The sequence below is a fragment of the Streptomyces sp. NPDC088246 genome (assembly GCF_044741025.1).
Lineage (GTDB): Bacteria > Actinomycetota > Actinomycetes > Streptomycetales > Streptomycetaceae > Streptomyces.
Genome location: NZ_JBIURV010000001.1, coordinates 494,326 through 516,758, shown reverse-complemented (window position 1 = coordinate 516,758; position 22,433 = coordinate 494,326). Strand labels below are relative to the sequence as shown.

General features: G+C 69.2%; 17 protein-coding genes and 1 pseudogene. 1 reads left to right on the top strand and 17 read right to left on the bottom strand.

What is annotated here, in order from left to right; translation table 11 throughout:
• From ACIPEK_RS02325 to ACIPEK_RS02260, 14 genes and pseudogenes are all read right to left on the bottom strand, one after another.
• Positions 1-506, bottom strand: a pseudogene (locus ACIPEK_RS02325) (ribonuclease E/G); the annotation flags it as partial.
• Positions 507-738: 232 nt separating this feature from the next.
• On the bottom strand, positions 739-1,521 hold the full coding sequence (locus tag ACIPEK_RS02320; protein ID WP_383072724.1) for a TIGR03936 family radical SAM-associated protein: 783 nt from the start codon (positions 1,519-1,521) through the stop codon (positions 739-741).
• A 122-nt stretch (positions 1,522-1,643) separates the two neighbouring features.
• Positions 1,644-2,984, bottom strand: coding sequence for a hypothetical protein (locus ACIPEK_RS02315; protein WP_401989709.1), 1,341 nt, complete (start codon positions 2,982-2,984; stop codon positions 1,644-1,646).
• Positions 2,985-3,066: 82 nt separating this feature from the next.
• Positions 3,067-4,992, bottom strand: coding sequence for a TIGR03960 family B12-binding radical SAM protein (locus ACIPEK_RS02310; RefSeq protein ID WP_401989707.1), 1,926 nt, complete (start codon positions 4,990-4,992; stop codon positions 3,067-3,069).
• A 50-nt stretch (positions 4,993-5,042) separates the two neighbouring features.
• Entirely contained in the window at positions 5,043-6,575 is a 1,533-nt protein-coding gene (locus tag ACIPEK_RS02305) for a CHAD domain-containing protein (RefSeq protein WP_401989706.1), read from the bottom strand.
• 51 nt (positions 6,576-6,626) lie between these two features.
• Positions 6,627-7,817 carry a rod shape-determining protein RodA gene (gene rodA / locus ACIPEK_RS02300; RefSeq protein ID WP_401989704.1) on the bottom strand — a complete coding sequence of 397 codons (1,191 nt, stop codon included), beginning with the start codon at positions 7,815-7,817 and terminating at the stop codon, positions 6,627-6,629.
• Entirely contained in the window at positions 7,817-9,982 is a 2,166-nt protein-coding gene (gene mrdA, locus ACIPEK_RS02295; RefSeq protein ID WP_401989702.1) for a penicillin-binding protein 2, read from the bottom strand. Before mrdA ends, rodA begins: the two co-directional genes overlap by 1 nt.
• 61 nt (positions 9,983-10,043) lie before the next feature.
• Positions 10,044-10,706, bottom strand: coding sequence for a rod shape-determining protein MreD (mreD, locus tag ACIPEK_RS02290; protein ID WP_401989701.1), 663 nt, complete (start codon positions 10,704-10,706; stop codon positions 10,044-10,046).
• 11 nt (positions 10,707-10,717) lie between these two features.
• Entirely contained in the window at positions 10,718-11,752 is a 1,035-nt protein-coding gene (gene mreC / locus ACIPEK_RS02285) for a rod shape-determining protein MreC (RefSeq protein WP_401989700.1), read from the bottom strand.
• A gap of 125 nt (positions 11,753-11,877) precedes the next feature.
• Positions 11,878-12,897, bottom strand: coding sequence for a rod shape-determining protein (locus tag ACIPEK_RS02280; protein ID WP_114244480.1), 1,020 nt, complete (start codon positions 12,895-12,897; stop codon positions 11,878-11,880).
• Positions 12,898-13,187: 290 nt separating this feature from the next.
• Entirely contained in the window at positions 13,188-13,601 is a 414-nt protein-coding gene (ndk, locus tag ACIPEK_RS02275; protein WP_093898216.1) for a nucleoside-diphosphate kinase, read from the bottom strand.
• Positions 13,602-13,697: 96 nt separating this feature from the next.
• Positions 13,698-14,057 carry a DUF4233 domain-containing protein gene (locus ACIPEK_RS02270; RefSeq protein ID WP_393702004.1) on the bottom strand — a complete coding sequence of 120 codons (360 nt, stop codon included), beginning with the start codon at positions 14,055-14,057 and terminating at the stop codon, positions 13,698-13,700.
• Positions 14,058-14,060: 3 nt separating this feature from the next.
• Positions 14,061-15,584 carry a bifunctional folylpolyglutamate synthase/dihydrofolate synthase gene (locus ACIPEK_RS02265; RefSeq protein ID WP_401989699.1) on the bottom strand — a complete coding sequence of 508 codons (1,524 nt, stop codon included), beginning with the start codon at positions 15,582-15,584 and terminating at the stop codon, positions 14,061-14,063.
• A gap of 137 nt (positions 15,585-15,721) precedes the next feature.
• Positions 15,722-18,343 carry a valine--tRNA ligase gene (locus tag ACIPEK_RS02260; RefSeq protein ID WP_401989698.1) on the bottom strand — a complete coding sequence of 874 codons (2,622 nt, stop codon included), beginning with the start codon at positions 18,341-18,343 and terminating at the stop codon, positions 15,722-15,724.
• 153 nt (positions 18,344-18,496) lie between these two features.
• Between ACIPEK_RS02260 and ACIPEK_RS02255 the strand changes: the two genes are divergently transcribed.
• Positions 18,497-19,495 (top strand): hypothetical protein, encoded by a 999-nt coding sequence (locus ACIPEK_RS02255; RefSeq protein WP_401989805.1) that lies wholly within the window; start codon positions 18,497-18,499, stop codon positions 19,493-19,495.
• A 73-nt stretch (positions 19,496-19,568) separates the two neighbouring features.
• On the opposite strand, the gene clpX is transcribed toward ACIPEK_RS02255, so the two are convergent.
• The 3 genes from clpX to ACIPEK_RS02240 all read right to left on the bottom strand — a co-directional run bounded on the left by clpX (position 19,569) and on the right by ACIPEK_RS02240 (position 22,391).
• The gene (gene clpX / locus ACIPEK_RS02250; RefSeq protein WP_401989697.1) at positions 19,569-20,867 is read right to left on the bottom strand and encodes an ATP-dependent Clp protease ATP-binding subunit ClpX; all 1,299 of its coding nucleotides are present in this window, start codon (positions 20,865-20,867) and stop codon (positions 19,569-19,571) included.
• 157 nt (positions 20,868-21,024) lie between these two features.
• Complete coding sequence (locus tag ACIPEK_RS02245; RefSeq protein WP_093898221.1) at positions 21,025-21,705, bottom strand: ATP-dependent Clp protease proteolytic subunit; 681 nt, start codon at positions 21,703-21,705, stop codon at positions 21,025-21,027.
• A gap of 80 nt (positions 21,706-21,785) precedes the next feature.
• A complete protein-coding gene (locus tag ACIPEK_RS02240) occupies positions 21,786-22,391 on the bottom strand; it encodes an ATP-dependent Clp protease proteolytic subunit (RefSeq protein WP_176729207.1) in 606 nt (201 codons plus the stop codon).
• Between the last annotated feature and the right edge of the window lie 42 nt (positions 22,392-22,433).

The following is a 22,433-nucleotide window of genomic DNA, read 5'->3' as shown; positions in this document are numbered from 1 at the left end:
CGCGCGGGCGGCGCCTCCACGACCTCGGCCTCAGGCTCGGCCACGGGCTCGGCAGCGGTCTCGGTGGCCTCTGCGGCCTGCGGTGCACCCGCCGGAGCGGTCGCCTTGCGCACGGCACGACGACGGGCACGCGCGGGCGGCGCCTCCACGACCTCGGCCACGGGCTCGGTGGCCTCGGCACTCGCGACGGGCTCCACGACCTCGACGGCCTCGGCGGCCTGCGGCGCACCCGCCGGAGCGGTCGCCTTGCGCACGGCACGACGACGGGCACGCGCGGGCGGCGCGGCTTCTGTCACCGGAGCGCTCTCGGCGTCGGTGCTGGTGGTGTCGGACACTGCGGCGTCATCGGCCGGTATGGCCGGAGCGGCGGCATCCTGTGCGTCCGCCACCGGCGGGCCGGCCGGGCGGGACGCGGCGCGGCGCCTGCGGCGCGGGGGCAGCTTGTCTCCGGGTGCGTTGTTCTCTTCGGCGTTCCCGGTCGTGCCGGGTTCGTTGGACTGGGGCATGCGGGCGGTTCTCCCGTCAGGCTCCCGGGCGCCGCGTCTGATTCCGGTCCGGCGCGGCCCGCGTGATGTACGCGAGACCGCCGTCCGGGGCGCGGGCGCCGCACGGGAACTCAATGTCTGGCTCGCCGGTTCCGTAAGCGATGTGCGTACGGCCTGGCGAAAGTCTTATGGGTCATCGCGCGGCCCGACCCAGGTGGCTCCCGAGTCGGAGGACTGCGCTGCAACGACCGCCTTACGCGGAACCTGCACCTTCCGGCGCCGTCGCGACGGCGGTCCCGGTGGCCATGGGTGGAGCGGCCGGGGCTGCCTCGCGGTCGGGCGCGAGCGGGTCGGTCACCGTGCCGGACTCCTCGTCGAAGAGCCCCTGCGCCAGCCTGGTCACCGCTGCGGGGACCGGCGGCGCCAGGTCGGCCACAACGCGGAGACCGGACAGGACGTCGTCAGGTCGCACGGCAGGTGTCACGTGCCGAACAACCAGCCGCAGTATCGCACAGGGCTTGTCCTCGGGCCTATCAGGCTGTGGATCAAGGGCCTGCAGGTCGACCACGGCGGCGCGGGCGTCGAAGGTCCGCATGCCGTTCTTCGCCCGGCGCTGGACCTCGACAATCTCCGCCTCGTTGAAGGCGGCCACGGCCTTCGCGGCCTCCTCGACGGGGACTCCGTCGAGACGCAGTTCCCAGATGGAGGCGGTCAGCCGGTCGGCGAGACCCGAGGTGCGGGCCTCCACGGCGTCGGTGACGTCGAGACCGTCCGGCAGCGAGGCGTTGAGGAGCTCGCGCAGGACGGCGGGATCCCGGGCCTCGGTGAGGGCGATCTCCAGGAACTCGGCCTCACTGCCCGTGCCGGTGGGTGCGGCATTGGCGTACGAGACCTTCGGGTGCGGGGTGAAGCCCGCCGAGTAGGCCATGGGCACCTCGGAGCGGCGCAGTGCTCGCTCGAAGGCACGCTGGAAGTCGCGGTGGCTGGTGAACCGGAGGCGGCCGCGCTTGGTGTAGCGCAGTCGGATGCGCTGCACTGCCGGTGCGGGCGGCGGGCCTTCGGGCTGTCGCTTGCCCAGTGGTTCTTCTCCTCGGTGCGGGACGGACGCGGTGGCACGCCGCCCTCGAAATGCGGGTGGCCCGGGGTGTCCGGTCCGGCTCACCCCCGCTCGGCGTTTTTCTCTCCGAGCAGGGAGATCTCTGGTTCGGGCGCCGCGCTGGGCACAGTCGTTGCTTGTTGTGTAACACCCAGCCTACGCGCAAGGGGGCTCCCCGGTTCCCGGGGCTCGGGCGCCCCCGGCCCGCCGACCAGTGCCCGCCAGGCGTCTCGGCGGGCCCGGGCCACAGTCTCGCGTGCCGCGCGCAGCGCCGACCGGGCCGCGCGTCCGGTCTCGACGGCGGCCCGCTTGGCGGGGGCCCAGACGGCGTCACGTACGAAATGTCCCACCGGCGTGCACACCGCGCGGTAGACCCAGGTCACCGGCGCCCCGATCAGATGCCACGCCAGCCAGGCGATGGCCCGGCCGACGGCCCGCGAGATGTAACCCGCGATGCGCCAGGCGACACCGAACGCGGCGGCGATCTCCCGGCCGACCGGGGTGAGGACCCGCCGGTACAGCAGGCCGAGCGGCGCGACGAGCAGCGTCAGGACCAGCCACTCCACCGCTGCCCAGAGCCCGCTCCCGGCGGCCGCGATCCCGCGCGCCAGCAGGTCGAGCAGCCAGGTGCTGCCGTGGCCGAGCGGGGTGAGCAGTTCGCGGTACGCCCAGGCCAGCGGCCGTACGACCAGGTACTCCACCAGCCATGAGGCGGCGTGCGCGAGGGGCACCAGGACGTACCGCCACAGGGCGACCACCGGCCGGACGAACAAGGCGGTGAGCACCCAGCCGACCGCGGCGGCGATCCCCCGCCCGGCAGGGGCGAGCAGCGCGCGATACACCCAGCCCAGCCCGTGCCCGATCGGAGTGAGCACCGCCTCGTACAGCCACACCACCGGCACCACGAGCCCGTAGCGCACCGCCGGCACCAGCGCGTACCGCCAGAGCGCGACCCACGGCCACACGAAGACCGCCGCGGCCAGCCACCGCAGCGCGTGGCCCAGCGGGGTGAGCACCCACGCGTACAGCCAGACCGCAGGGGCCACGAGCCCGTAGCGCACCGCCGGCACCAGCGCGTACCGCCAGAGCGCGACCCACGGCCACACGAAGACCGCCGCGGCCAGCCACCGCAGCGTGTGGCCCAGCGGGGTGAGCACCCACGCGTACAGCCAGACCGCAGGGGCCACCACCAGCGTCGCGAACAGCCAGGACAGGGCCCGGCCCAGGGGGCGCAGCAGGACGCGGTCGGCGGCACGGGCGGCGACCACCAGGACGTCCCAGATCATGCGTACGGGCAGGACGATCACCAGCACCACGATCCGCACCGGAATCCTGATCAGGGTGGTCAGACAGCCCTCGCCGGCTTCGTAGTGCGCGGGGGCCTGGTGCTTGCCGTAGTCCATGCCGTACATGACGCGAAGGCCCGGTCCGGAGTTTCCCGGACCGGACCTTCGTCACCGAGCCGTCACCTGGAAGGGCCTCGGCCTACTTCACGACCGACAGCGGCAGCAGCTTCTTGCCGGTCGGGCCGATCTGGATACTCGTGTCCATCTGCGGGCAGACGCCACAGTCGAAGCACGGGGTCCAGCGGCAGTCCTCGACCTCGGTCTCGTCGAGCGAGTCCTGCCAGTCCTCCCAGAGCCAGTCCTTGTCGAGACCGGAGTCCAGGTGGTCCCAGGGCAGGACCTCCTCGTAGGTCCGCTCACGGGTGGTGTACCAGTCGACGTCCACGCCGTACTCGGGCAGCGTCTTCTCGGCGGCGGTCATCCAGCGGTCGTAGCTGAAGTGCTCGCGCCAGCCGTCGAAACGGCCGCCGGACTCGTAGACCGCGCGGATGACGGAGCCGACGCGGCGGTCGCCGCGCGAGAGCAGGCCCTCGACGATGCCGGGCTTGCCGTCGTGGTAGCGGAAGCCGATGGAGCGGCCGTACTTCTTGTCGCCGCGGATCTTGTCGCGGAGCTTGGCCAGCCGGGCGTCGGTCTCCTCGGCGCCGAGCTGCGGGGCCCACTGGAACGGCGTGTGCGGCTTGGGCACGAAGCCGCCGATGGAGACGGTGCAGCGGATGTCGTTCTGGCCGGAGACCTCGCGGCCCTTGGCGATCACATTGACCGCCATGTCGCCGATCTGGAGGACGTCCTCGTCGGTCTCGGTGGGCAGACCGCACATGAAGTACAGCTTCACCTGGCGCCAGCCGTTGCCGTACGCGGTGGCGACGGTACGGATGAGGTCCTCTTCCGAGACCATCTTGTTGATGACCTTGCGCATCCGCTCGGAGCCGCCCTCGGGGGCGAAGGTGAGTCCGGAGCGACGGCCGTTACGGGTCAGCTCGTTGGCCAGGTCCACGTTGAACGCGTCGACCCGGGTGGAGGGCAGCGAGAGGCCGATCTTGTCCTCGGTGTACCGGTCGGCGAGGCCCTTGGCGATCTCGCCGATCTCGGTGTGGTCCGCGGAGGAGAGCGAGAGCAGGCCGACCTCTTCGAAGCCGGTCGCCTTGAGGCCCTTCTCGACCATTTCGCCGATGCCGGTGATGCTTCGCTCCCGCACGGGGCGCGTGATCATGCCGGCCTGGCAGAAACGGCAGCCGCGGGTGCAGCCGCGGAAGATCTCGACGGACATCCGCTCGTGGACGGTCTCGGCGAGGGGAACGAGGGGCTGCTTCGGGTACGGCCACTCGTCGAGGTCCATCACGGTGTGCTTGGACACCCGCCACGGCACGCCCGACTTGTTGGGCACGACACGGCCGATGCGCCCGTCCGGGAGGTACTCCACGTCGTAGAAGCCCGGGACGTAGACGCCACCGGTCTTGGCGAGGCGGAACAGCACCTCTTCACGACCGCCGGGGCGGCCCTCGGCCTTCCAGGCGCGGATGATCTCGGTGATCTCCAGGACGGCCTGCTCGCCGTCGCCGATGACCGCGCAGTCGATGAACTCCGCGATCGGCTCGGGGTTGAACGCGGCGTGGCCGCCGGCCAGCACGATCGGGTCGTCGACGGTGCGGTCCTTGGCGTCCAGCGGGATGCCCGCGAGATCCAGGGCGGTGAGCATGTTGGTGTAGCCGAGTTCGGTGGAGAAGCTCAGCCCGAAGACGTCGAACGCCTTGACCGGGCGGTGGCTGTCCACGGTGAACTGCGGGACCTTGTGCTCGCGCATCAGCTCTTCGAGGTCCGGCCACACGCTGTAGGTGCGCTCGGCGAGGACACCCTGGCGCTCGTTGAGCACCTCGTAAAGGATCATGACGCCCTGGTTGGGGAGTCCGACCTCGTATGCGTCCGGGTACATCAGTGCCCAGCGGACGTCGCATTCGTCCCACGGCTTGACGGTGGAGTTCAGCTCACCGCCGACGTACTGGATGGGCTTCTGCACATGCGGGAGCAGAGCTTCGAGCTGTGGGAAGACCGAATCGACAGACATCGCGAACTTTCGAGAGCCGGCAAGGGTGGCCATCAAGCGTAACCCGATGCTCAGCCTTCCAGAGCCGCCCGCACACGCGGCTGCGACGCCCGCTCCCACACCTGCGGCAGCTCCCGCTCCCGGGCGGCGGCAGCCGCTTCCTCCCGCCCGTACAGCAGTCCCCAGGTGAATGCCGGCTCCCCCGCCGCGTGCGCCTGGACGGCCAGGGTGCGCAGGGCGTCGCGGGCCACCACACTGTCCTGGTGGTCGCCGAGGAGGGTCTGCACGGCCTTCATCCGCTTGGCGATCCGCTTGGCCGGCTTCCCGAGCGCGGGCCGGGCCGCCTCCGCCGCGTAACGGGCGCGCTTGGCGGCCTTGCGGGCGTCGTGCATGGCGAGGTCCCGGTCGTGGCCGGGCCGGAGCTCCAGGGCGTGGCCTACGCGGGCCGCGAGGCGCTCGTACTCCTTCAGTACGGCGCGGGGCAGCGCCTGCTCGGGGGCGTGGGACGCGGCGGGCAGCAGCGGCGGGGCGGCGAGCAGTGCGTCGAGGCTCTCCAGGAGTACCAGGTACCGCTTCCCGTCGAGTACGGCGACGGTCCGGTGACGGGAGCCGCCCCGGCGGGCCACCGACCAGATCCGCAGCCGGCTGCGGACTGGGCCGAGGATCAGGGTGCGGGGCAGGCCGGCGAGGCCGGAGCGCAGACGGGCGTCGAGAACCTCCTGGTCGCGGTCGATGCCGAGCTCGGCGGCCAGCCACTTCAGCTCGTCGCCGACCGGGTCGGTGACGCTCCGGTCGAGGATCTTCCGGTACGTCCGCAGCGCGCTGCGCAGTCTGCGGGTGGCGACCCGCATCTGGTGCACGGAGTCGGGGAGGTCGCGCCGTACGGCGGGGTCGAGGGCGACGATCGCCTCGGTCTGGTGGCGGATGTACGCGAGGACGTGGTCGCCCGCGGTGGGTTGCCCGGCCTTCCCCCGCGCGCCCTTGTCCCGCTTCCGCTTCCGCTCCGGCGCGGTCTCGGCGAGCGCCCTGGCCAGCTTGGACGGCGATGCGGACGGGTGGACACCGGCCTTGCGCAGCCGGCGTTCGACGGCGTCGAGGAGGGCGGGATCGCCGTCGTCGGCGAGTTCGACCTCGATCTCGGTCCAGGCGGCCGTGCCGCTGCCGCCGGTCAGCCGTTCGGCCCGCGCCGTGTCGATGCTGACCTCGGCGAGCAGCGCGCCCTCGGCATCGAGCAGGTGATGGACGTCACGGGCGGTGCGCAGCCGTACGACGGGGACCAGTTCGCTCATCCGGACCCGGGAACGGAGCAGGCCGGCGAGGGAGGGCGGCAGGGTGTCGGAGAGTGGTTCCTGGAACTCGTCCCGGATACCGGAGGCGACCGGGAATTTGAGGTGCCAGCCGGCGTCGCTCCCGCCGGTGCGGCGGCGCAGGGTGAGGGAGCCGGCCACGAGCCGGAGGTCCTCGGTGTCGTAGTACACGGCGTCCAGTTCGCTGACGCCCCGGTGAGCGACGGCCGAGACCCCGGCCACCCGGCTCAGGTCGGGGAGCCGGGTTTCCGCGGTGGCTTCGTACTTCCGCTCGATCTCACGCTTCGAGTCCGCCATGACCCGAATCTAGACGTGTTGCACGCGGATGGGCAGTGCTCCCGTCCCGGCTCAAGCGCTTATCGGCCGCTGCACCCTGATCGACTGGAGCAGTCCGACGGCCACCCAGACGGCGAACATCGAGGACCCTCCGTACGAGACGAACGGCAGCGGAAGCCCTGCGACCGGCATGATGCCGAGCGTCATTCCGATGTTCTCGAACGCCTGGAAGGCGAACCAGGCGATGATTCCGGCGGCGACGATCGTGCCGTACAGCTCGGTCGTCTCGCGGGCGATCCGGCAGGCGCGCCACAGGACGACGCCGAGCAGGACGAGGATCAGCCCGGCGCCGAGGAAGCCGAGCTCCTCGCCCGCGACGGTGAAGACGAAGTCGGTCTGCTGCTCGGGTACGAACTGGCCGGTGGTCTGGGTGCCCTGGAAGAGGCCGGTTCCGGTGAGGCCGCCGGAGCCGATCGCGATGCGGGCCTGGTTGGTGTTGTAGCCGACGCCCGCCGGGTCGAGCGCGGGGTTGGCGAAGGCGGCGAAGCGGGCGATCTGGTACTCGTCGAGCAGGCCGAGCTGCCAGATCGCGATCGCGCCGGCCACGCCCGCGCCGAGCAGGCCGAAGATCCAGCGGTTCGAAGCGCCGGAGGCGAGGAGCACGCCGAGCACGATGACGACCATGACCATCACGGAGCCGAGGTCCGGCATCCCCATGACGACGGCCATCGGAACGGCCGCGAGGCCGAGGGCCTTGGCGACGGTCCGGTGGTCGGGGTGGAGCTGGTCGCCCGCGTCGACGCGCTCGGCGAGCAGCATCGCCATGATCAGGATGATGGTGATCTTGGTGAACTCGGACGGCTGGAGCGAGAAGCCGCCGCCGATGATGATCCAGGCGTGCGCGCCGTTGACGGTGGCGCCGAGCGGGGTGAGGACCGCCAGGACGAGGATCACCGAAAGGCCGTAGAGGATCGGGACGGCGCCGCGCAGGGTGCGGTGGCCGAGCCAGATCGTGCCCACCATCAGGGCGAAGCCGATTCCGGTGTTGAGGGCGTGCCGGAGGAGGAAGTAGTACGGGTCGCCGTGCGTGAGCGAGTCACGGCCCCGGGTCGCCGAGTAGACCAGCAGCGAGCCGATGAAGGAGAGCGCGATCGCGGACCCGAGCAGCGGCCAGTCGAGTTTGCGTACGAGGGAGTCGCGGGCGATGAGTTTGCCCCAGGCGGAGCGCTCGGGGGCGTACCGCGAGACGGAGAAGCCGGCCATCAGTCGCGCCTCCCGAGCATTGCCGCGAGGGTCTGCTCCTCCGGGGTCTTCTGCGAGTTCGGGTCGTAGGGCTTGATCTCCGGGGAGTCGATCGAGCCGTCGTGCTGGATCTTCGGCAGGGACTTCTGCGGGGTGGGCAGCAGCGCCTTCTTGAGGTCCTGCTTGCCGGAGTCGTCGAGTCCGTAGAGCGCGTCGTAGATGTTGCGCACGGCGGGCCCGGAGGCGCCGGAGCCCGTACCACCCTGGGAGATCGTCATGACGATCGAGTAGTCCTTGGTGTACGTGGCGAACCACGAGGTCGTCTGCTTGCCGTAGACCTCGGCCGTACCCGTCTTGGCGTGCATCGGGATCTTGTCCTGCGGCCAGCCGCCGAATCGCCAGGCTGCCGAACCACGGGTCGCGACTCCCGCGAGGGCGCTGTCGATCTCGTTGCGGGTCTTGCGCGTGAAGGGCAGCTTGCCGTGCGACTTGGGCTTGATCTCCTCGACGGTCCTGCCGTCGCCGCTGACGATCGCCTTGCCTACGGTGGGGTTGTAGAGCGTGCCGCCGTTGGAGATGGCTGCGTAGATGGTGGCCATCTGTATCGGGGTGACGAGGGTGTCGCCCTGGCCGATCGAGTAGTTGACGGAGTCACCGGCGCGCATCTTGTTGCCTTCGAGGCAGTTCTCGTACGCGATCTTCTCGACGTACGAGCCGTCCTTCTTGCCCTGCTTGCACCAGGCGTCCTTGTTCGCCTTGTAGAAGTCCTGCTTCCACTTGCGGTCGGGGACGCGGCCGGTGACCTCGTTGGGGAGGTCGATGCCGGTCTCCTTGCCGAGGCCGAACTGGTGGGCGGTCTTGTAGAACCAGTCCTTGGGATGCTTCTTCGGGTTGATGCCGCCGTCCTTCAACCACTCCTTGTGCGCGATGCCGTAGTACACGGTGTCGCAGGAGACTTCGAGGGCGCGGCCGATGGTGATGTCCCCGTAGCCCTGGGACTCGTAGTTCTTGAAGGTCTGGCCGCCGACGTTGTACGAGCTGGGGCAGGGGTAGTGGCCGTCGAAGGGGTAACCGGCGTTGACCGCGGCGGTCGAGGAGATGACCTTGAAGATCGAGCCGGGGGCGGCCTGGCCCTGGATGGCCCGGTTCAGCAGCGGGAAGTTGGACTTCTTGCCGGTGAGCTTGGCGTAGTCCTTGGCGGAGATGCCGCCGACCCAGGCGTTGGGGTCGTAGTTGGGCAGAGAGGCCATCGCGACGACCCGGCCGGTCTTGGCCTCCATGACGACGACAGCACCGGAGTCGGCCTTGTAGTTCTCGCCTGTGTTCTTGTCGAACGACTGACGGGCGACCTTCATGGCCTCGTTGAGCTCGTACTCGGCGACGGCCTGGACCCGGGCGTCGATGGAGGTGACGACGCTGGAGCCGGGCTCCGCCTCGTCGTTCTTCGCCTGGCCGATGACCCGGCCGAGGTTGTCGACCTCGTAGCGGGTGACACCGGCCTTGCCGCGCAGTTCCTTGTCGTACGTGCGCTCCAGGCCGGAGCGGCCGACCTGGTCGGAGCGCAGGTACGGCGATTCGGTGTCCTGGGCCTTGGTGATCTCTTCGTCGGTGACGGGCGAGAGATAGCCGAGGACCTGGGCGGTGTTGGCCTTGCCGGGCGCGGGGTAGCGGCGTACGGCGGTCGGCTCGGCGGTGATTCCGGGGAAGTCCTCGGCGCGCTCGCGGATTTGGAGGGCCTGCTGGGTGGTGGCCTCGTCCGTGACCGGGATCGGCTGGTACGGCGAACCGTTCCAGCAGGGCTGCGGGGTCTTCGCGTCGCAGAGCCGGACCTTGTCGAAGATTTCCTTGGGCGTCATGCCGAGGACATCGGCGAGCCGGGTCAGGACGTCCTTGCCGTCGTCCGCCATCTTCAGCAGCTCGGTGCGGCTGGCGGAGACGACCAGGCGGGTCTCGTTGTCGGCGAGGGGCACGCCGCGCGCATCGAGGATGGAGCCGCGTGCGGCGGGCTGGACGACCTGCTGGACGTGGTTGTTCCTCGCCTCGTCGCTGTACTCCTGGCCGTTGCGGATCTGGAGGTACCAGAGGCGCCCGCCGAGGGTGAGCAACAGGGAGAAGACGAGGACCTGGATGACGACGAGACGGATCTGGACCCGCTGGGTCCGGCCGGTCTCGGGGATATTGCTCACGGGGCGCCCCCGGTGGTGGTCGGGCCGGAGATACGGGGGGTGTCCCCGCTGTGATGCGGCCTCACAGTCGCTTGACTCCCTTGATCCGTCCGGCGCGTGCCGCTCGGTTGCGGGCGGCCTTGACGCGCAGTCCGCCGTGCTGGCTGCCGATCCGCAGTCCGGTGCCGGAGGCCAGCCAGCCCGCGGCGACGTCGCCGCCGCCGGAGGAGTCGGCGAGCGGATCGTTCACCGTGCGTCTGGCGATCGCCATGATCAAGGGCACGACGAACGGCGCAAGGAGCAGATCGTAGACGGCGGCGGTGAACAGCAGGCTGCCGAGGCCCACATGACGGGCCGCCGTGTCCCCGACGAGCGCGCCGACGAGCGCGTACAGCAGCGTCGAGCCGATCGCCGCGGCGACCACCGCGACCATCGGTACGAAGGCCGACTTGAGCTGCCCGTTCTCCGGCTTGACCAGTCCGGCGAAGTAGCCGATGACGCACAGGACCAGTGCGTAGCGTCCGGCTGCGTGGTCGGCGGGTGGTGCCAGGTCGGCGAGGAGTCCCGCGCCGAAGCCGATGAGGGCGCCGCTGACATGCCCGTACACGAAGGCGAGTGCGAGGACGACGAGGAGCAGCAGGTCGGGCACGGCGCCGGGAAGCTGGAGGCGGGCGAGCACGGAGACCTGGACGACGAGGGCGACCACGACCAGGACGATGGAGAGCAGAGTCCGGTTCAAGCGCATGGGGATCAGCTCTACCTCTGCTCGTCTACCGCGTTGCCGGCGCTCGGTGTGGTATTCGGACTGCCGCTCGGGTCCGGGCTCTCGTTGACGTTCCCGACGACGTTGCCGTTGGTGTCGACGATGTCGCCGTTGGGCGAGATCGTGACGGTGACGGTCGGGGTGGGCTTGGGTTTGGCGGGCTTGGCGGGCGCCTTCGGGAGGACCATGTCGCGGGGGTCCTCGCGCGGGGCCTGGACGACGATGCCGACGATGTCGAGCTTGGTGAACCCGACGTACGGGCGGACATAGACGGTACGGGTCAGGCCTCCGCCGGACGGGTCGACGCGGACGACCTCGCCGACCGGGACGCCGGGCACGAACGGCTTGTTCCCGCTGGAGCCGAAGGTGACAAGACGGTCGCCCTTCTTCACCTTGGCCTTGCCGTTGAGGAACTGGACGGACAGCGGCTGGGAACCCCGGCCGGTGGCGAAGCCCAGTTCGTCGGTCTTCTCCATACGGGTGCCGACGGTGAAGTCGGGGTCGTTGGCCAGGAGCACCGTGGCGGTGTCCGGGCCGACGGTGGTGACCCGGCCGACGAGACCGTCGCCGTTGATGACGGTCATGTCGCGCTTGATGCCGTCGTTGGAGCCGGCGTCGATCGTGACCGTCCAGGAGAAGCCCTGGGCCGCTCCTATGGCGATGACCTCGGCGGCCTTGATGCCGTACTGTCCGGCGGCCGATTTCTTCAGCATCCGGTCCAGCTCGCGGACCCGGTTGCGGTTCTGGTCGTCGCTGCCGAGCTTCGTCTTGAGCGCGGCGTTCTGCTGCTCCAGCTCGGCGATCCGGTTGTGCCGTGCACCGGAGTCGCGTACCGCCCCTATGGCGTTGCCCACCGGGTCGACGGCTGCCGCGACGCCCTTCTCAACCGGTCCGAAGACCGTGGCGGCGGCCCGCCGGGCGCCGTCCACCGGTGACTCCTCGCCGCCGCGGATGTCCACCGTGATCAATGCGAATGCGATGGCGATCAGCAGCACCAGGAGCAGCCGGCTCTCTCGTGTGTCCCTCACGTGCGGCGGCCGTGCCTTCCTCGTCGGAATGTTCGTGCCTGTATATCAACGATCGGCCGTACGGAGCTGCAGTGGTCCGCACAGCAGACTGATGTGTTGTTTAACTGCGGGCCGGGCTGTGCCGACTACCTGCGGGGCTGGGCGTCCAGCACCTGCTGGAGCGCCTCGAACTCCTCGACGCACTTGCCGGACCCGAGCGCCACCGAGTCCAGCGGGTCCTCGGCGATGTGGATCGGCATGCCGGTCTCGCGCCGCAGCCGCTCGTCCAGTCCGCGCAGCAGCGCGCCGCCGCCGGTGAGGACGATGCCGCGGTCCATGACGTCACCGGAGAGCTCCGGCGGGCACTTGTCGAGCGTGGTCTTCACCGCGTCCACGATCGCGTTGACCGGCTCCTCGATGGCCTTGCGGACCTCGGCGGCCGAGACGACCACGGTCTTGGGCAGCCCGGAGACCAGGTCGCGGCCGCGGATCTCGGTGTGCTCGTCCTTGTCCATGTCGTACGCCGAACCGATCGTGATCTTGATCTGTTCGGCGCTGCGCTCACCGAGGAGGAGCGAGTACTCCTTCTTGATGTGCTGGATGATCGCGTTGTCCAGCTCGTCACCGGCGACCCGGATCGACTGGGCAGTGACGATTCCGCCGAGCGAGATGACCGCGACCTCGGTGGTGCCGCCGCCGATGTCCACCACCATGTTGCCGGTGGCCTCGTGGACCGGCAGCCCCGATCCGATGGCCGCCGCCATGGGCTCCTCGATGATGTGCACCTGGCGCGCGCCGGCCTGCGTCGACGCCTCGATGACGGCGCGTCGCTCGACCCCGGTGATGCCGGAGGGCACGCAGACGACGACCCGCGGGCGGGCCAGGTAGCGGCGCTTGTGGATTTTCAGGATGAAGTAGCGGAGCATCCGCTCGGTGATCTCGAAGTCGGCGATCACGCCGTCCTTCAGGGGGCGTACGGCAACGATGTTGCCCGGTGTACGCCCGATCATCTTCTTGGCCTCGGAGCCGACCGCCAGGATGCCGCCGGTGTTGGTGTTGATGGCCACGACGGACGGCTCGTTCAGAACGATGCCGCGCCCCCTGACGTACACCAGCGTGTTGGCAGTCCCGAGGTCGATAGCCATGTCACGGCCGATGAACGACATTGAGTTCCCCTTGTTCCCCATGAGGATGCGTCGGGCCTTCCAAGAAAGCGATGATGGCTTGTTCTGGTCGGCGAGGTGAGCGCTGCGGGCGTGGAAGATTCCATCGTAGTGCCGTGTGCACGGACACCGCGCGAGGGTCCTTCGCCTTTGTGGGCGGAACGGGTGGCCGTTCCACCCATGGTGACGTTACGTCGGAGTGATGCGTTCCCGCGATCCGGGACCCTATGCCGAAGGGCGACCGAATTAATTCGGTCGCCCCAGGTCATGAGCGCTGAACGGCTGATCCGGGGTCAGGAAAGTCCCGGGAAGAAAAGCTTCAGTTCTCGCTCTGCGGACTCCTCGGAGTCCGAGGCGTGGATGAGGTTCTCCCGCGTGATCGTGCCGAAGTCACCACGGATGGAGCCGGGCGCGGCGGCGATCGGGTCGGTGGGGCCGGCCAGTGTACGGATGCCCTCGATGACCCGCTCGCCCTCGGCGACCAGCGCCACGATCGGGCCGGACTGCATGAACTCGACGAGCGGCTCGTAGAACGGGCGGCCGACGTGCTCGGCGTAGTGCTGCTCCAGCGTGGCGCGGTCGAGGGTGCGCAGCTCCAGCGCGGTGATCCGCCAGCCGGCCTTGCGCTCGATCCGCCCGACGATCTCGCCGACGAGTCCGCGCCGGACGGCGTCGGGCTTGAGGAGAACGAGGGTGCGCTGGGTCATGGTGTGCGGCTCCTTGCAGGCATGCGGGTGCGGTGAAGCGAGGCTACAGGGGTACGGCGACGGGCCTGCGGCCGGGTTTGGCCAAGGGGTACCGGATCAGCCACCGGCCGGGGCCTCGGCCGCCTCCTGCGCGGCCGCCCAACGGGCCTTCACCTCGTCGATCTTGCGGCCGTAGTGCACCGAGGCCCACCACAGGCCGCCGAAGACCAGGCCGAGGATGAACATCATCGGGACGACGAAACCGCTCAGCACCAGGGCGATCTGCAGCGCCCAGCCGAGCTGTATCCCGCCGGGGCGGGTGATCATCCCGCAGAGCAGCACGGACAGCAGCATGCCGATACCGCAGACCGTCCAGACCGTGGTGTTCGTCAGGTCGTCGGACTTCATCGCGACGAGTCCGGCGAAGCCGATCACGAAGAATTCGCCGATCAGCGTCGATGCACAGAGCGTACGCACGGGTCAGTGCCTTCCCAGGAGCAGCCGGGCCTCGCCGACCGTGATCACGGAACCGGTCACCAGGACGCCGGCGCCCGCATACTCGTCCTCCTCCTCGGCGAGGGTGATCGCCGCCTCCAGCGCGTCGTCCAGGCGTGGTTCGACCTGGACGCGGTCGTTGCCGAAGACCTCGACCGCGACGGCGGCCAGTTCGTCGGCGTCCATCGCGCGGCCGCTGGAGTTCTGGGTGATGACGACCTCGGCGAAGATCGGTTCGAAGGCTTCGAGCAGCCCCTTGACGTCCTTGTCGCCGCTGGCGCCGACCACACCGATCAGCCGGGAGAAGCCGAACGCCTCGGAGAGCCCGTCGGCGGTGGCGCGGGCGCCCGCCGGGTTGTGGGCCGCGTCCAGGACGACGGTCGGGCTGCTGCGGACCACTTCGAGGCGGCCCGGCGAGATCACCGAGGCGAAGGCCCGGCGGACCGTGTCGATGTCGAGTGCGCCGGGCTGCTCGGCGCCGATCCCGAAGAACGCCTCCGCTGCGGCAAGCGCCACCGCCGCGTTGTGCGCCTGGTGGGCGCCGTACAGCGGGAGGAAGACCTCTGTGTACTCGCCGCCGAGACCGCGCAGCGTCAGCAGCTGTCCGCCGACGGCGATCTCGCGGGAGACGACACCGAATTCCATGCCCTCGCGGGCGACCGTGGCATCGACCTCGACGGCCTTCTTCAGCATGACCTGCGCGGCGTCCACCGGCTGCTGGGCCAGGATGACCGTGGCGCCCTGCTTGATGATCCCGGCCTTCTCACCGGCGATCTCGGCGGGCGTGTTGCCGAGCCGGTCGGTGTGGTCCAGCGAGATGGGGGTGACGACGGCGACCGAGGCGTCGATGACGTTCGTCGCGTCCCAGCTGCCGCCCATGCCGACTTCCACGACGGCGACATCGACCGGCGCGTCGGCGAAGGCCGCGTACGCCATGCCTGTCAGCACCTCGAAGAAGGAGAGCCGGTACGGCTGCTGGGCGTCGACCATCTCCACGTACGGCTTGATGTCCTGGTACGCCTCGATGAACCGCTCGCGGTCCATCGGGGAGCCGTCCAGGCTGATCCGCTCGGTGATCGACTGGACGTGCGGCGAGGTGTAGCGGCCGGTGCGCAGGTCGAAGGCGCCGAGCAGCGCCTCGATCATGCGGGCCGTGCTCGTCTTGCCGTTGGTCCCGGTGATGTGGATCGAGGGGTACGCGCGCTGGGGTTCGCCGAGCACATCCATCAGCGCGGCGATGCGCGCGACGGAAGGCTCCAGCTTGGTCTCGCCCCAGCGTCCGGCGAGCTCCTGCTCCACCGCGCGAAGCGCCTTGTCCACCTCGGGGTCGGCGGGGCGGACGGGGACGTCCTGACCCTGCGGCGGTCCCGAGCTGGTGCGCAGGGTACGGCTCCCGGCCTCGATCACCGCCAGGTCGGGGTCGCGCTGGGTCGCTTCGTCGACGATCTCCGCGAAGGTCTCGTCGGGATCGGAGGCGTCGTGCCGGTCGGAAGGGCGGGGCTCACTCACGGGGCCAGTCTACGGATGGACACGGACATCGCGCGCAGCGCCCGGTCGCCGGAGTCCTGATCGTGCGCCGGGACGGTCGAAGCCCCCGTGCTCCCGGCGGCGGCGGGAGTGCGGGGGCTTCGGCCTCAGCGGGTGAGTCAGCCCTGCGGCAGGTTCGCCAGCTGGTTGGTGATCCGCTCGATGTCCGCCTCGGCCTTGGCGAGCCGGCCACGGATCTTGTCGACCACGTTGTCCGGGGCCTTGCCGAGGAACGCCTCGTTGGAGAGCTTGCCGTTGGCCTGGGCCTTCTCCTTCTCGGCAGCGCCCAGGTCCTTCGTCAGGCGCTTGCGCTCGGCCTCGACATCGATCGTGCCGGACAGGTCGAGGGCGACGGTGGCCCCCGCGACCGGCAGCGACGCGGTGGCGTGGAAGCCGTCGCCGGCGGGCTGCAGGCGCAGCAGCTGGCGGATGGCCGCCTCGTGCGGGGCGAGCGCCGTGCCGGTCAGGGTGAGCTCGGCCGGAACCTTCTGGCCGGGCTGCAGGCCCTGGTCGGAGCGGAACCGGCGGACCTCGGTGACGACCTGCTGGACGAGCTCGATCTCCTTCTCGGCCGCGTCGTCGCGGAAGCCGGAGTCGGTCGGCCAGTCGGCGATGACGACGGACTCCCGGCCCGTGAGCGCGGTCCAGAGTGTCTCCGTGACGAACGGGACGACCGGGTGCAGCAGCCGCAGCATCACGTCGAGGACCTCACCGAGGACCCGGCCCGAGACCTCGGCCGGCTTGCCGCCCGCGAAGAACGTGGTCTTGGACAGCTCGACGTACCAGTCGAAGACCTCGTCCCAGGCGAAGTGCCGCAGTGCCTCGCTGAGTTTGGAGAACTGGAAGTCGTCGTAGTACGCGTCGACTTCGGCGACGGTCTTGTTGAGCCGGGACAGGATCCAGCGCTCGGTCACGGACATCTCGTCGGCCGACGGCAGTTCGCCCTCGATCGTGGCGCCGTTCATCAGGGCGAAGCGGGTGGCGTTCCAGATCTTGTTGGCGAACTTGGCGGAACCCTGGACCCACTCCTCGCCGATCGGGACGTCGGTGCCCGGGTTGGCACCGCGCGCCAGGGTGAAGCGCAGCGCGTCGGAGCCGTACTTGTCCATCCAGTCCAGCGGGTTGACGACGTTTCCGAACGACTTCGACATCTTCTTGCCGAACTCGTCACGGACCATGCCGTGCAGGACGATGGTCTTGAAGGGCGGGACACCGTCGTTGACGTACAGACCGAACATCATCATCCGGGCGACCCAGAAGAAGAGGATGTCGTAGCCGGTGACCAGGACGGAGTTCGGATAGAACTTCGCGAGGCTGTCGGTCCGCTCCGGCCAGCCGAGCGTGGAGAACGGCCACAGGCCGGAGGAGAACCAGGTGTCCAGGACATCGCTGTCCTGCGTCCAGCCCTCGCCCGTGGGGACCTCGTCGTCCGGTCCGACGCAGACGACCTCGCCGTTCGGGCCGTACCAGACAGGGATGCGGTGGCCCCACCAGAGCTGGCGCGAGATCGTCCAGTCGTGGAGGTTGTCGACCCAGTCGAAGTACCGCTTCTCCATCTCCTGCGGGTGGATCTCGACGCTGCCGTCGCGGACGGCGTCACCGGCCGCCTTGGCGAGCGGGGCGACCTTGACCCACCACTGGAGGGACAGGCGCGGCTCGATGGTGGTCTTGCAGCGCGAGCAGTGGCCGACGGAGTGGAGGTACGGACGCTTCTCGGTGACGATCCGGCCCTCGGCGCGCAGCGCGCCGACGATGGCGGACCGGGCCTCCAGGCGGTCGAGTCCCTCGAACGGGCCGGGGACGGTGATGACCGCGCGCTCGTCCATGACCGTGAGGAACGGCAGGTCGTGGCGCTTGCCGATCTCGAAGTCGTTCGGGTCGTGGGCGGGCGTGACCTTCACGGCACCGGTGCCGAACTCCGGGTCGACGTGGTGGTCGGCGACGACGGGGATCGTGCGGTCGGTCAGCGGCAGCTTGATCTGCCTGCCGATCAGGTGCTTGTAGCGCTCGTCGTCGGGGTGGACGGCGACCGCGGTGTCACCGAGCATCGTCTCGGCGCGGGTCGTGGCGACGACGATGGTGTCGTCGCCCTCCCCGTACGTCATGGAGACGAGCTCGCCGTCGTCGTCCTGGTACTCGACCTCGATGTCCGAGATCGCGGTCAGACAGCGCGGGCACCAGTTGATGATGCGCTCGGCGCGGTAGATCAGCCCGTCGTCGTACATCTTCTTGAAGACGGTCTGGACGGCGGTGGACAGGCCCTCGTCCATGGTGAAGCGCTCACGGGACCAGGCGACGCCCTCACCGAGCCGGCGCATCTGGCCGGAGATCTGGCCGCCGGACTCGTTCTTCCACTTCCAGACGCGCTCGACGAACGCCTCACGGCCCAGGTCGTGGCGGGACTTGCCCTCCTTGCCGAGCTCACGCTCGACGACGTTCTGGGTGGCGATGCCGGCGTGGTCCATTCCGGGCTGGTACAGCGCCTCGAAGCCCTGCATGCGCTTGCGGCGGACGAGGGCGTCGATCAGCGTGTGCTCGAAGGCGTGCCCCAGGTGCAGGCTGCCCGTGACGTTCGGCGGCGGGATGACGATGGAGTACGGAGGCTTCTCGCTGTGCTCGTCGGCTTCGAAGTAACCACGTTCTACCCAGCGCTCATACAGCTTCCCCTCTACCTCGGCCGGTGCGTACTGGGTCGGCAGTTCGGGGTTGCTGGCTGGCGTCTGCTGAGTGTTCTCGGTCACGGGGGACAGTTTAGGGCCGTCACAGTCGTGCACTGAAACCGGTTTGTTCGGTAACGGTGTCACTCCCGGTGCTCCGCGGCGGTGGACCTTCCGACAGGATGTTCGGAACGCATAAGCATTCCGATGAGCATTTCCGAACAGGGGACACCGCAGATGAGCTACAACCAGCCGGGCCCGTACGGCGGCCAGCCTCCGCAGGGCCAGCCCGGACCGTACGGCGGCCAGCCTCCGCAGGGCCAGCCCGGCCCGTACGGCCAGCAGCCGGGCCCGTACGGCCAGCAGCCGCCGCAGGGCCAGCCCGGCTACGGGTACCCCCAGCAGGCCCCCCAGGGTGTCCCGCCGCAGCAGCAGACCCAGCCGGGCTACGGCTACCCGCAGGCCCAGCAGCCGGGCCCGTACGGCCAGCAGCCGCCCACGCCCCCTTACGGCGGCCAGCCGGCCTACGGCGGCCAGCCCCCGTTCCCCCCGGCCCAGCCGAAGAAGAAGACCGGCCTGATCATCGGCGGCGTGGTCGTGGCGATGGCGGTCATCGCGGGTGGGGTGTACCTCCTGACGTCGGGCGGGGGTGGCAGCTCGGTCGCCGACGACGGCAAGACGTACAAGCTGACGACGCCGGAGACGGTGATCGACGGGACGTACAAGAAGGCTTCCTCCCAGACTGGCGACGAGCCCGAGATGTCGTCCAGCGAGATCAAGGAGGCCGGGAAGTGGGGAGTCAAGAACCCCAAGAACGTCAATGGCAGTTACACGGCCGGCGAGGCGGCCGCCCAGAAGATGTTGCAGTTCAGCGGCGTCTACGGGGATATCAAAGACCCCGAGAAGGTCGTGGATGCCATGTTCGCCAACATCAAGGCCGAGGCGAGCAAGGACAAGGAAAGCGGGGGCGATTTTGTCGGCAGCCCTCAGGCCTTCACTCCGTCGGGGTTCGAGAACGGGGTTCTGAAGTGCCAGGAGGCCAAGGTCGATTCGGGCACTACCGGTAGCACCAAGCCGCTCAGTCTTCCCGTCTGCATCTGGGGCGACCACAGCACCCTGGTCTACGTCATGAACATGGACATGGCGGCAATGATGACCGGCAAGAGCGTCTCGCTGGAGGACGCCGCCAACACCGCGGCCAAGCTCCGCAACGACGTCCGCGTCGAGGTCAAGTAACGCACCGGGAACGGCAGAAGGGGCGCCCGGCCGGTTGAACCGGCCGGGCGCCCCTCTGCGTGTTCGGCTGCCGCTACGCGGACTTCTCGTGCCGCCCCTCATCGCCCTTGCCGATGGTCCGCGGCTCGCGCGGGACCAGCGTCGGGTTCACGTTGTTGCGGACGACGTCCGCCGTGATGACGACGCGGGCGACGTCCTTGCGGGACGGCACCTCGTACATCACGGACTGGAGGACCTCTTCCATGATGGCCCGCAGGCCACGCGCGCCGGTGCCGCGCAGGATCGCCTGGTCGGCGATGGCCTCCAGGGCCGGGCGGTCGAAGTCCAGCTCGACACCGTCGAGTTCGAACAGTCGTTGGTACTGCTTCACCAGCGCGTTGCGCGGCTCGACGAGGATCTGCAGCAGCGCCTCACGGTCCAGGTTGTGGACCGAGGTGAGGACGGGCAGCCGACCGATGAACTCCGGGATCATCCCGAACTTCACCAGGTCCTCCGGCATGACCTCCTGGAACTGGTCGCTGGCCTCGATCTCCCGCTTGGAGCGGATTGTCGCGCCGAAGCCGATGCCCTTGGCACCCGCCCGCGACTCGATGATCCTCTCCAGACCGGAGAAGGCACCGCCCACGATGAACAGCACGTTCGTCGTGTCGATCTGGATGAACTCCTGGTGCGGGTGCTTCCGGCCGCCCTGCGGCGGTACGGAGGCGGTGGTGCCCTCCAGGATCTTCAACAGGGCCTGCTGGACGCCCTCGCCGGAGACATCGCGGGTGATCGACGGGTTCTCGCTCTTGCGGGCGACCTTGTCGATCTCGTCGATGTAGATGATCCCGGTCTCGGCCTTCTTGACGTCGTAGTCCGCGGCCTGGATCAGCTTCAGCAGGATGTTCTCGACGTCCTCGCCGACATAGCCGGCCTCCGTCAGCGCCGTCGCGTCGGCGATGGCGAACGGGACGTTGAGCATACGGGCCAGGGTCTGCGCGAGAAGCGTCTTGCCGGAGCCCGTGGGGCCCAGCAGCAGGATGTTGGACTTGGCCAGCTCGATGGCGTCGTCCCGGCCCTGCGCGCCGCCGTTCTCGCCGGCCTGGACCCGCTTGTAGTGGTTGTACACAGCGACCGAGAGGGCCTTCTTCGCGGGCTCCTGCCCGACGACGTACCCCTCGAGGAACTCGTAGATCTCGCGCGGCTTGGGGAGTTCCTCCCACCGCACCTCGGAGGTCTCCGCGAGCTCCTCCTCGATGATCTCGTTGCAGAGATCGATGCACTCGTCGCAGATGTACACACCGGGTCCCGCGATGAGCTTCTTCACCTGCTTCTGGCTCTTTCCGCAGAACGAGCACTTGAGCAGGTCGCCGCCATCACCGATGCGTGCCACGAGGTGCTTCCCCTTCGCCTGGGAGCAGCTTGGTTCAGCGGCTCCTGGTGCCTCTATCCGACGGTACCTTGCCTTGCCCCCCGTTCGGGCCCCCCTTGGCACGGTTCACACCGCCGATGCGGTGTGAACTCGCCATGCCAAGGGGTGAAGGCCGACGTCAGACGGCCGTGGCCGCCTGCTTGCGGGTCGACACGATCTGGTCGACGAGACCGTAGGCGAGGGCATCCTCGGCGGTCAGGATCTTGTCGCGCTCGATGTCGTCGCGGATCTTGTCGATCGGCGTGGTGGAGTGCTTGGCCAGCATCTCCTCCAACTGGGTGCGCATTCGCAGGATCTCGTTGGCCGCGATCTCCAGGTCGGAGAGCTGCTCCCGGCCGGTCTGCGAGGACGGCTGGTGGATCAGCACACGGGCGTTGGGCAGCGCCATCCGCTTGCCGGGCGTACCCGCGGCGAGCAGCACGGCCGCGGCAGAGGCCGCCTGGCCCATGCAGACCGTCTGGATGTCCGGCTTCACGAACTGCATCGTGTCGTAGATCGCGGTGAGCGCGGTGAACGAGCCGCCGGGGCTGTTGATGTAGATCGAGATGTCCCGGTCCGGGTCCATCGACTCCAGGCACAGCAGCTGCGCCATGACGTCGTTGGCGGAGGCGTCGTCGATCTGCACGCCGAGGAAGATCACGCGCTCCTCGAAGAGCTTCGCGTAGGGGTCGTACTCACGCACGCCCTGCGAGGTGCGCTCCACGAAGCGCGGCACGATGTAGCGGTTGTCCACCTGCGGGCCGGTGTAGAGGCCGCTCGCGGAGGCGCCGGGGAAGTTGTTCATGTGGGTGTTCACCATCCTGGTGGCGTTCTGTGGCTGGGTGTCTCGGCGTACGAGAGGTGCGCGGGGCGGTGGAGCCGGATCCGGTGGGTACCGGATCAGGCGCCGGTGCCGCCGCCGCCCGGAACGCCCGATGCGATCGTGATGATCTCGTCGATGAGGCCGTACTCCTTGGCCTCCTCCGCGGTGTACCAGCGGTCGCGGTCGCCGTCGCGGATGATCGTCTCGACCGTCTGGCCGGAGTGGCGGGCGGTGATCTCCGCCATCCGCTGCTTGGTGCGCAGCAGGTACTGGGCCTGGATCTTGATGTCCGAGGCCGTACCGCCGATGCCGGCCGAACCCTGGTGCATGAGGATGTCGGTGTTCGGGAGCGCGAAGCGCTTGCCCGCGGTGCCGCCGGTGAGCAGGAACTGGCCCATCGAGGCCGCCATGCCCATACCGATGGTGACCACGTCGTTCGGGATGTACTGCATGGTGTCGTAGACCGCCATACCGGCCGTCACCGAACCGCCGGGGCTGTTGATGTAGAGGTAGATGTCCTTGTCCGGCTCGGCGGCAAGGAGAAGCAGCTGCGCCGTGATCTTGTTGGCGATCTCATCGTCGACCTGCTGACCGAGGAAGATGATGCGCTCGCCGAGCAGTCGGCTGTAGACCTGGTCACCGAGGCCTCCACCGAGGGACGGCTCTCCGGCGGCGTAGGGCATCAGATTCGTCACGTATCCACCTGCTCGTCTCTGACGGCTCCG

Excerpts from the sequence above, each read along its gene's own strand:
- ACIPEK_RS02310 (WP_401989707.1), bottom strand. The coding sequence starts at position 4,992 with ATGTCTGTCGATTCGGTCTTCCCACAGCTCGAAGCTCTGCTCCCGCAT.
- ACIPEK_RS02245 (WP_093898221.1), bottom strand. The coding sequence starts at position 21,705 with ATGGTGAACACCCACATGAACAACTTCCCCGGCGCCTCCGCGAGCGGC.
- rodA (WP_401989704.1), bottom strand. The coding sequence starts at position 7,817 with ATGGCCGGCTTCTCCGTCTCGCGGTACGCCCCCGAGCGCTCCGCCTGG.
- mreD (WP_401989701.1), bottom strand. The coding sequence starts at position 10,706 with ATGCGCTTGAACCGGACTCTGCTCTCCATCGTCCTGGTCGTGGTCGCC.
- ACIPEK_RS02305 (WP_401989706.1), bottom strand. The coding sequence starts at position 6,575 with ATGGCGGACTCGAAGCGTGAGATCGAGCGGAAGTACGAAGCCACCGCG.
- ACIPEK_RS02280 (WP_114244480.1), bottom strand. The coding sequence starts at position 12,897 with ATGTCGTTCATCGGCCGTGACATGGCTATCGACCTCGGGACTGCCAAC.
- ACIPEK_RS02240 (WP_176729207.1), bottom strand. The coding sequence starts at position 22,391 with ATGCCCTACGCCGCCGGAGAGCCGTCCCTCGGTGGAGGCCTCGGTGAC.
- ACIPEK_RS02315 (WP_401989709.1), bottom strand. The coding sequence starts at position 2,984 with ATGGACTACGGCAAGCACCAGGCCCCCGCGCACTACGAAGCCGGCGAG.
- ndk (WP_093898216.1), bottom strand. The coding sequence starts at position 13,601 with ATGACCCAGCGCACCCTCGTTCTCCTCAAGCCCGACGCCGTCCGGCGC.
- ACIPEK_RS02255 (WP_401989805.1), top strand. The coding sequence starts at position 18,497 with ATGAGCTACAACCAGCCGGGCCCGTACGGCGGCCAGCCTCCGCAGGGC.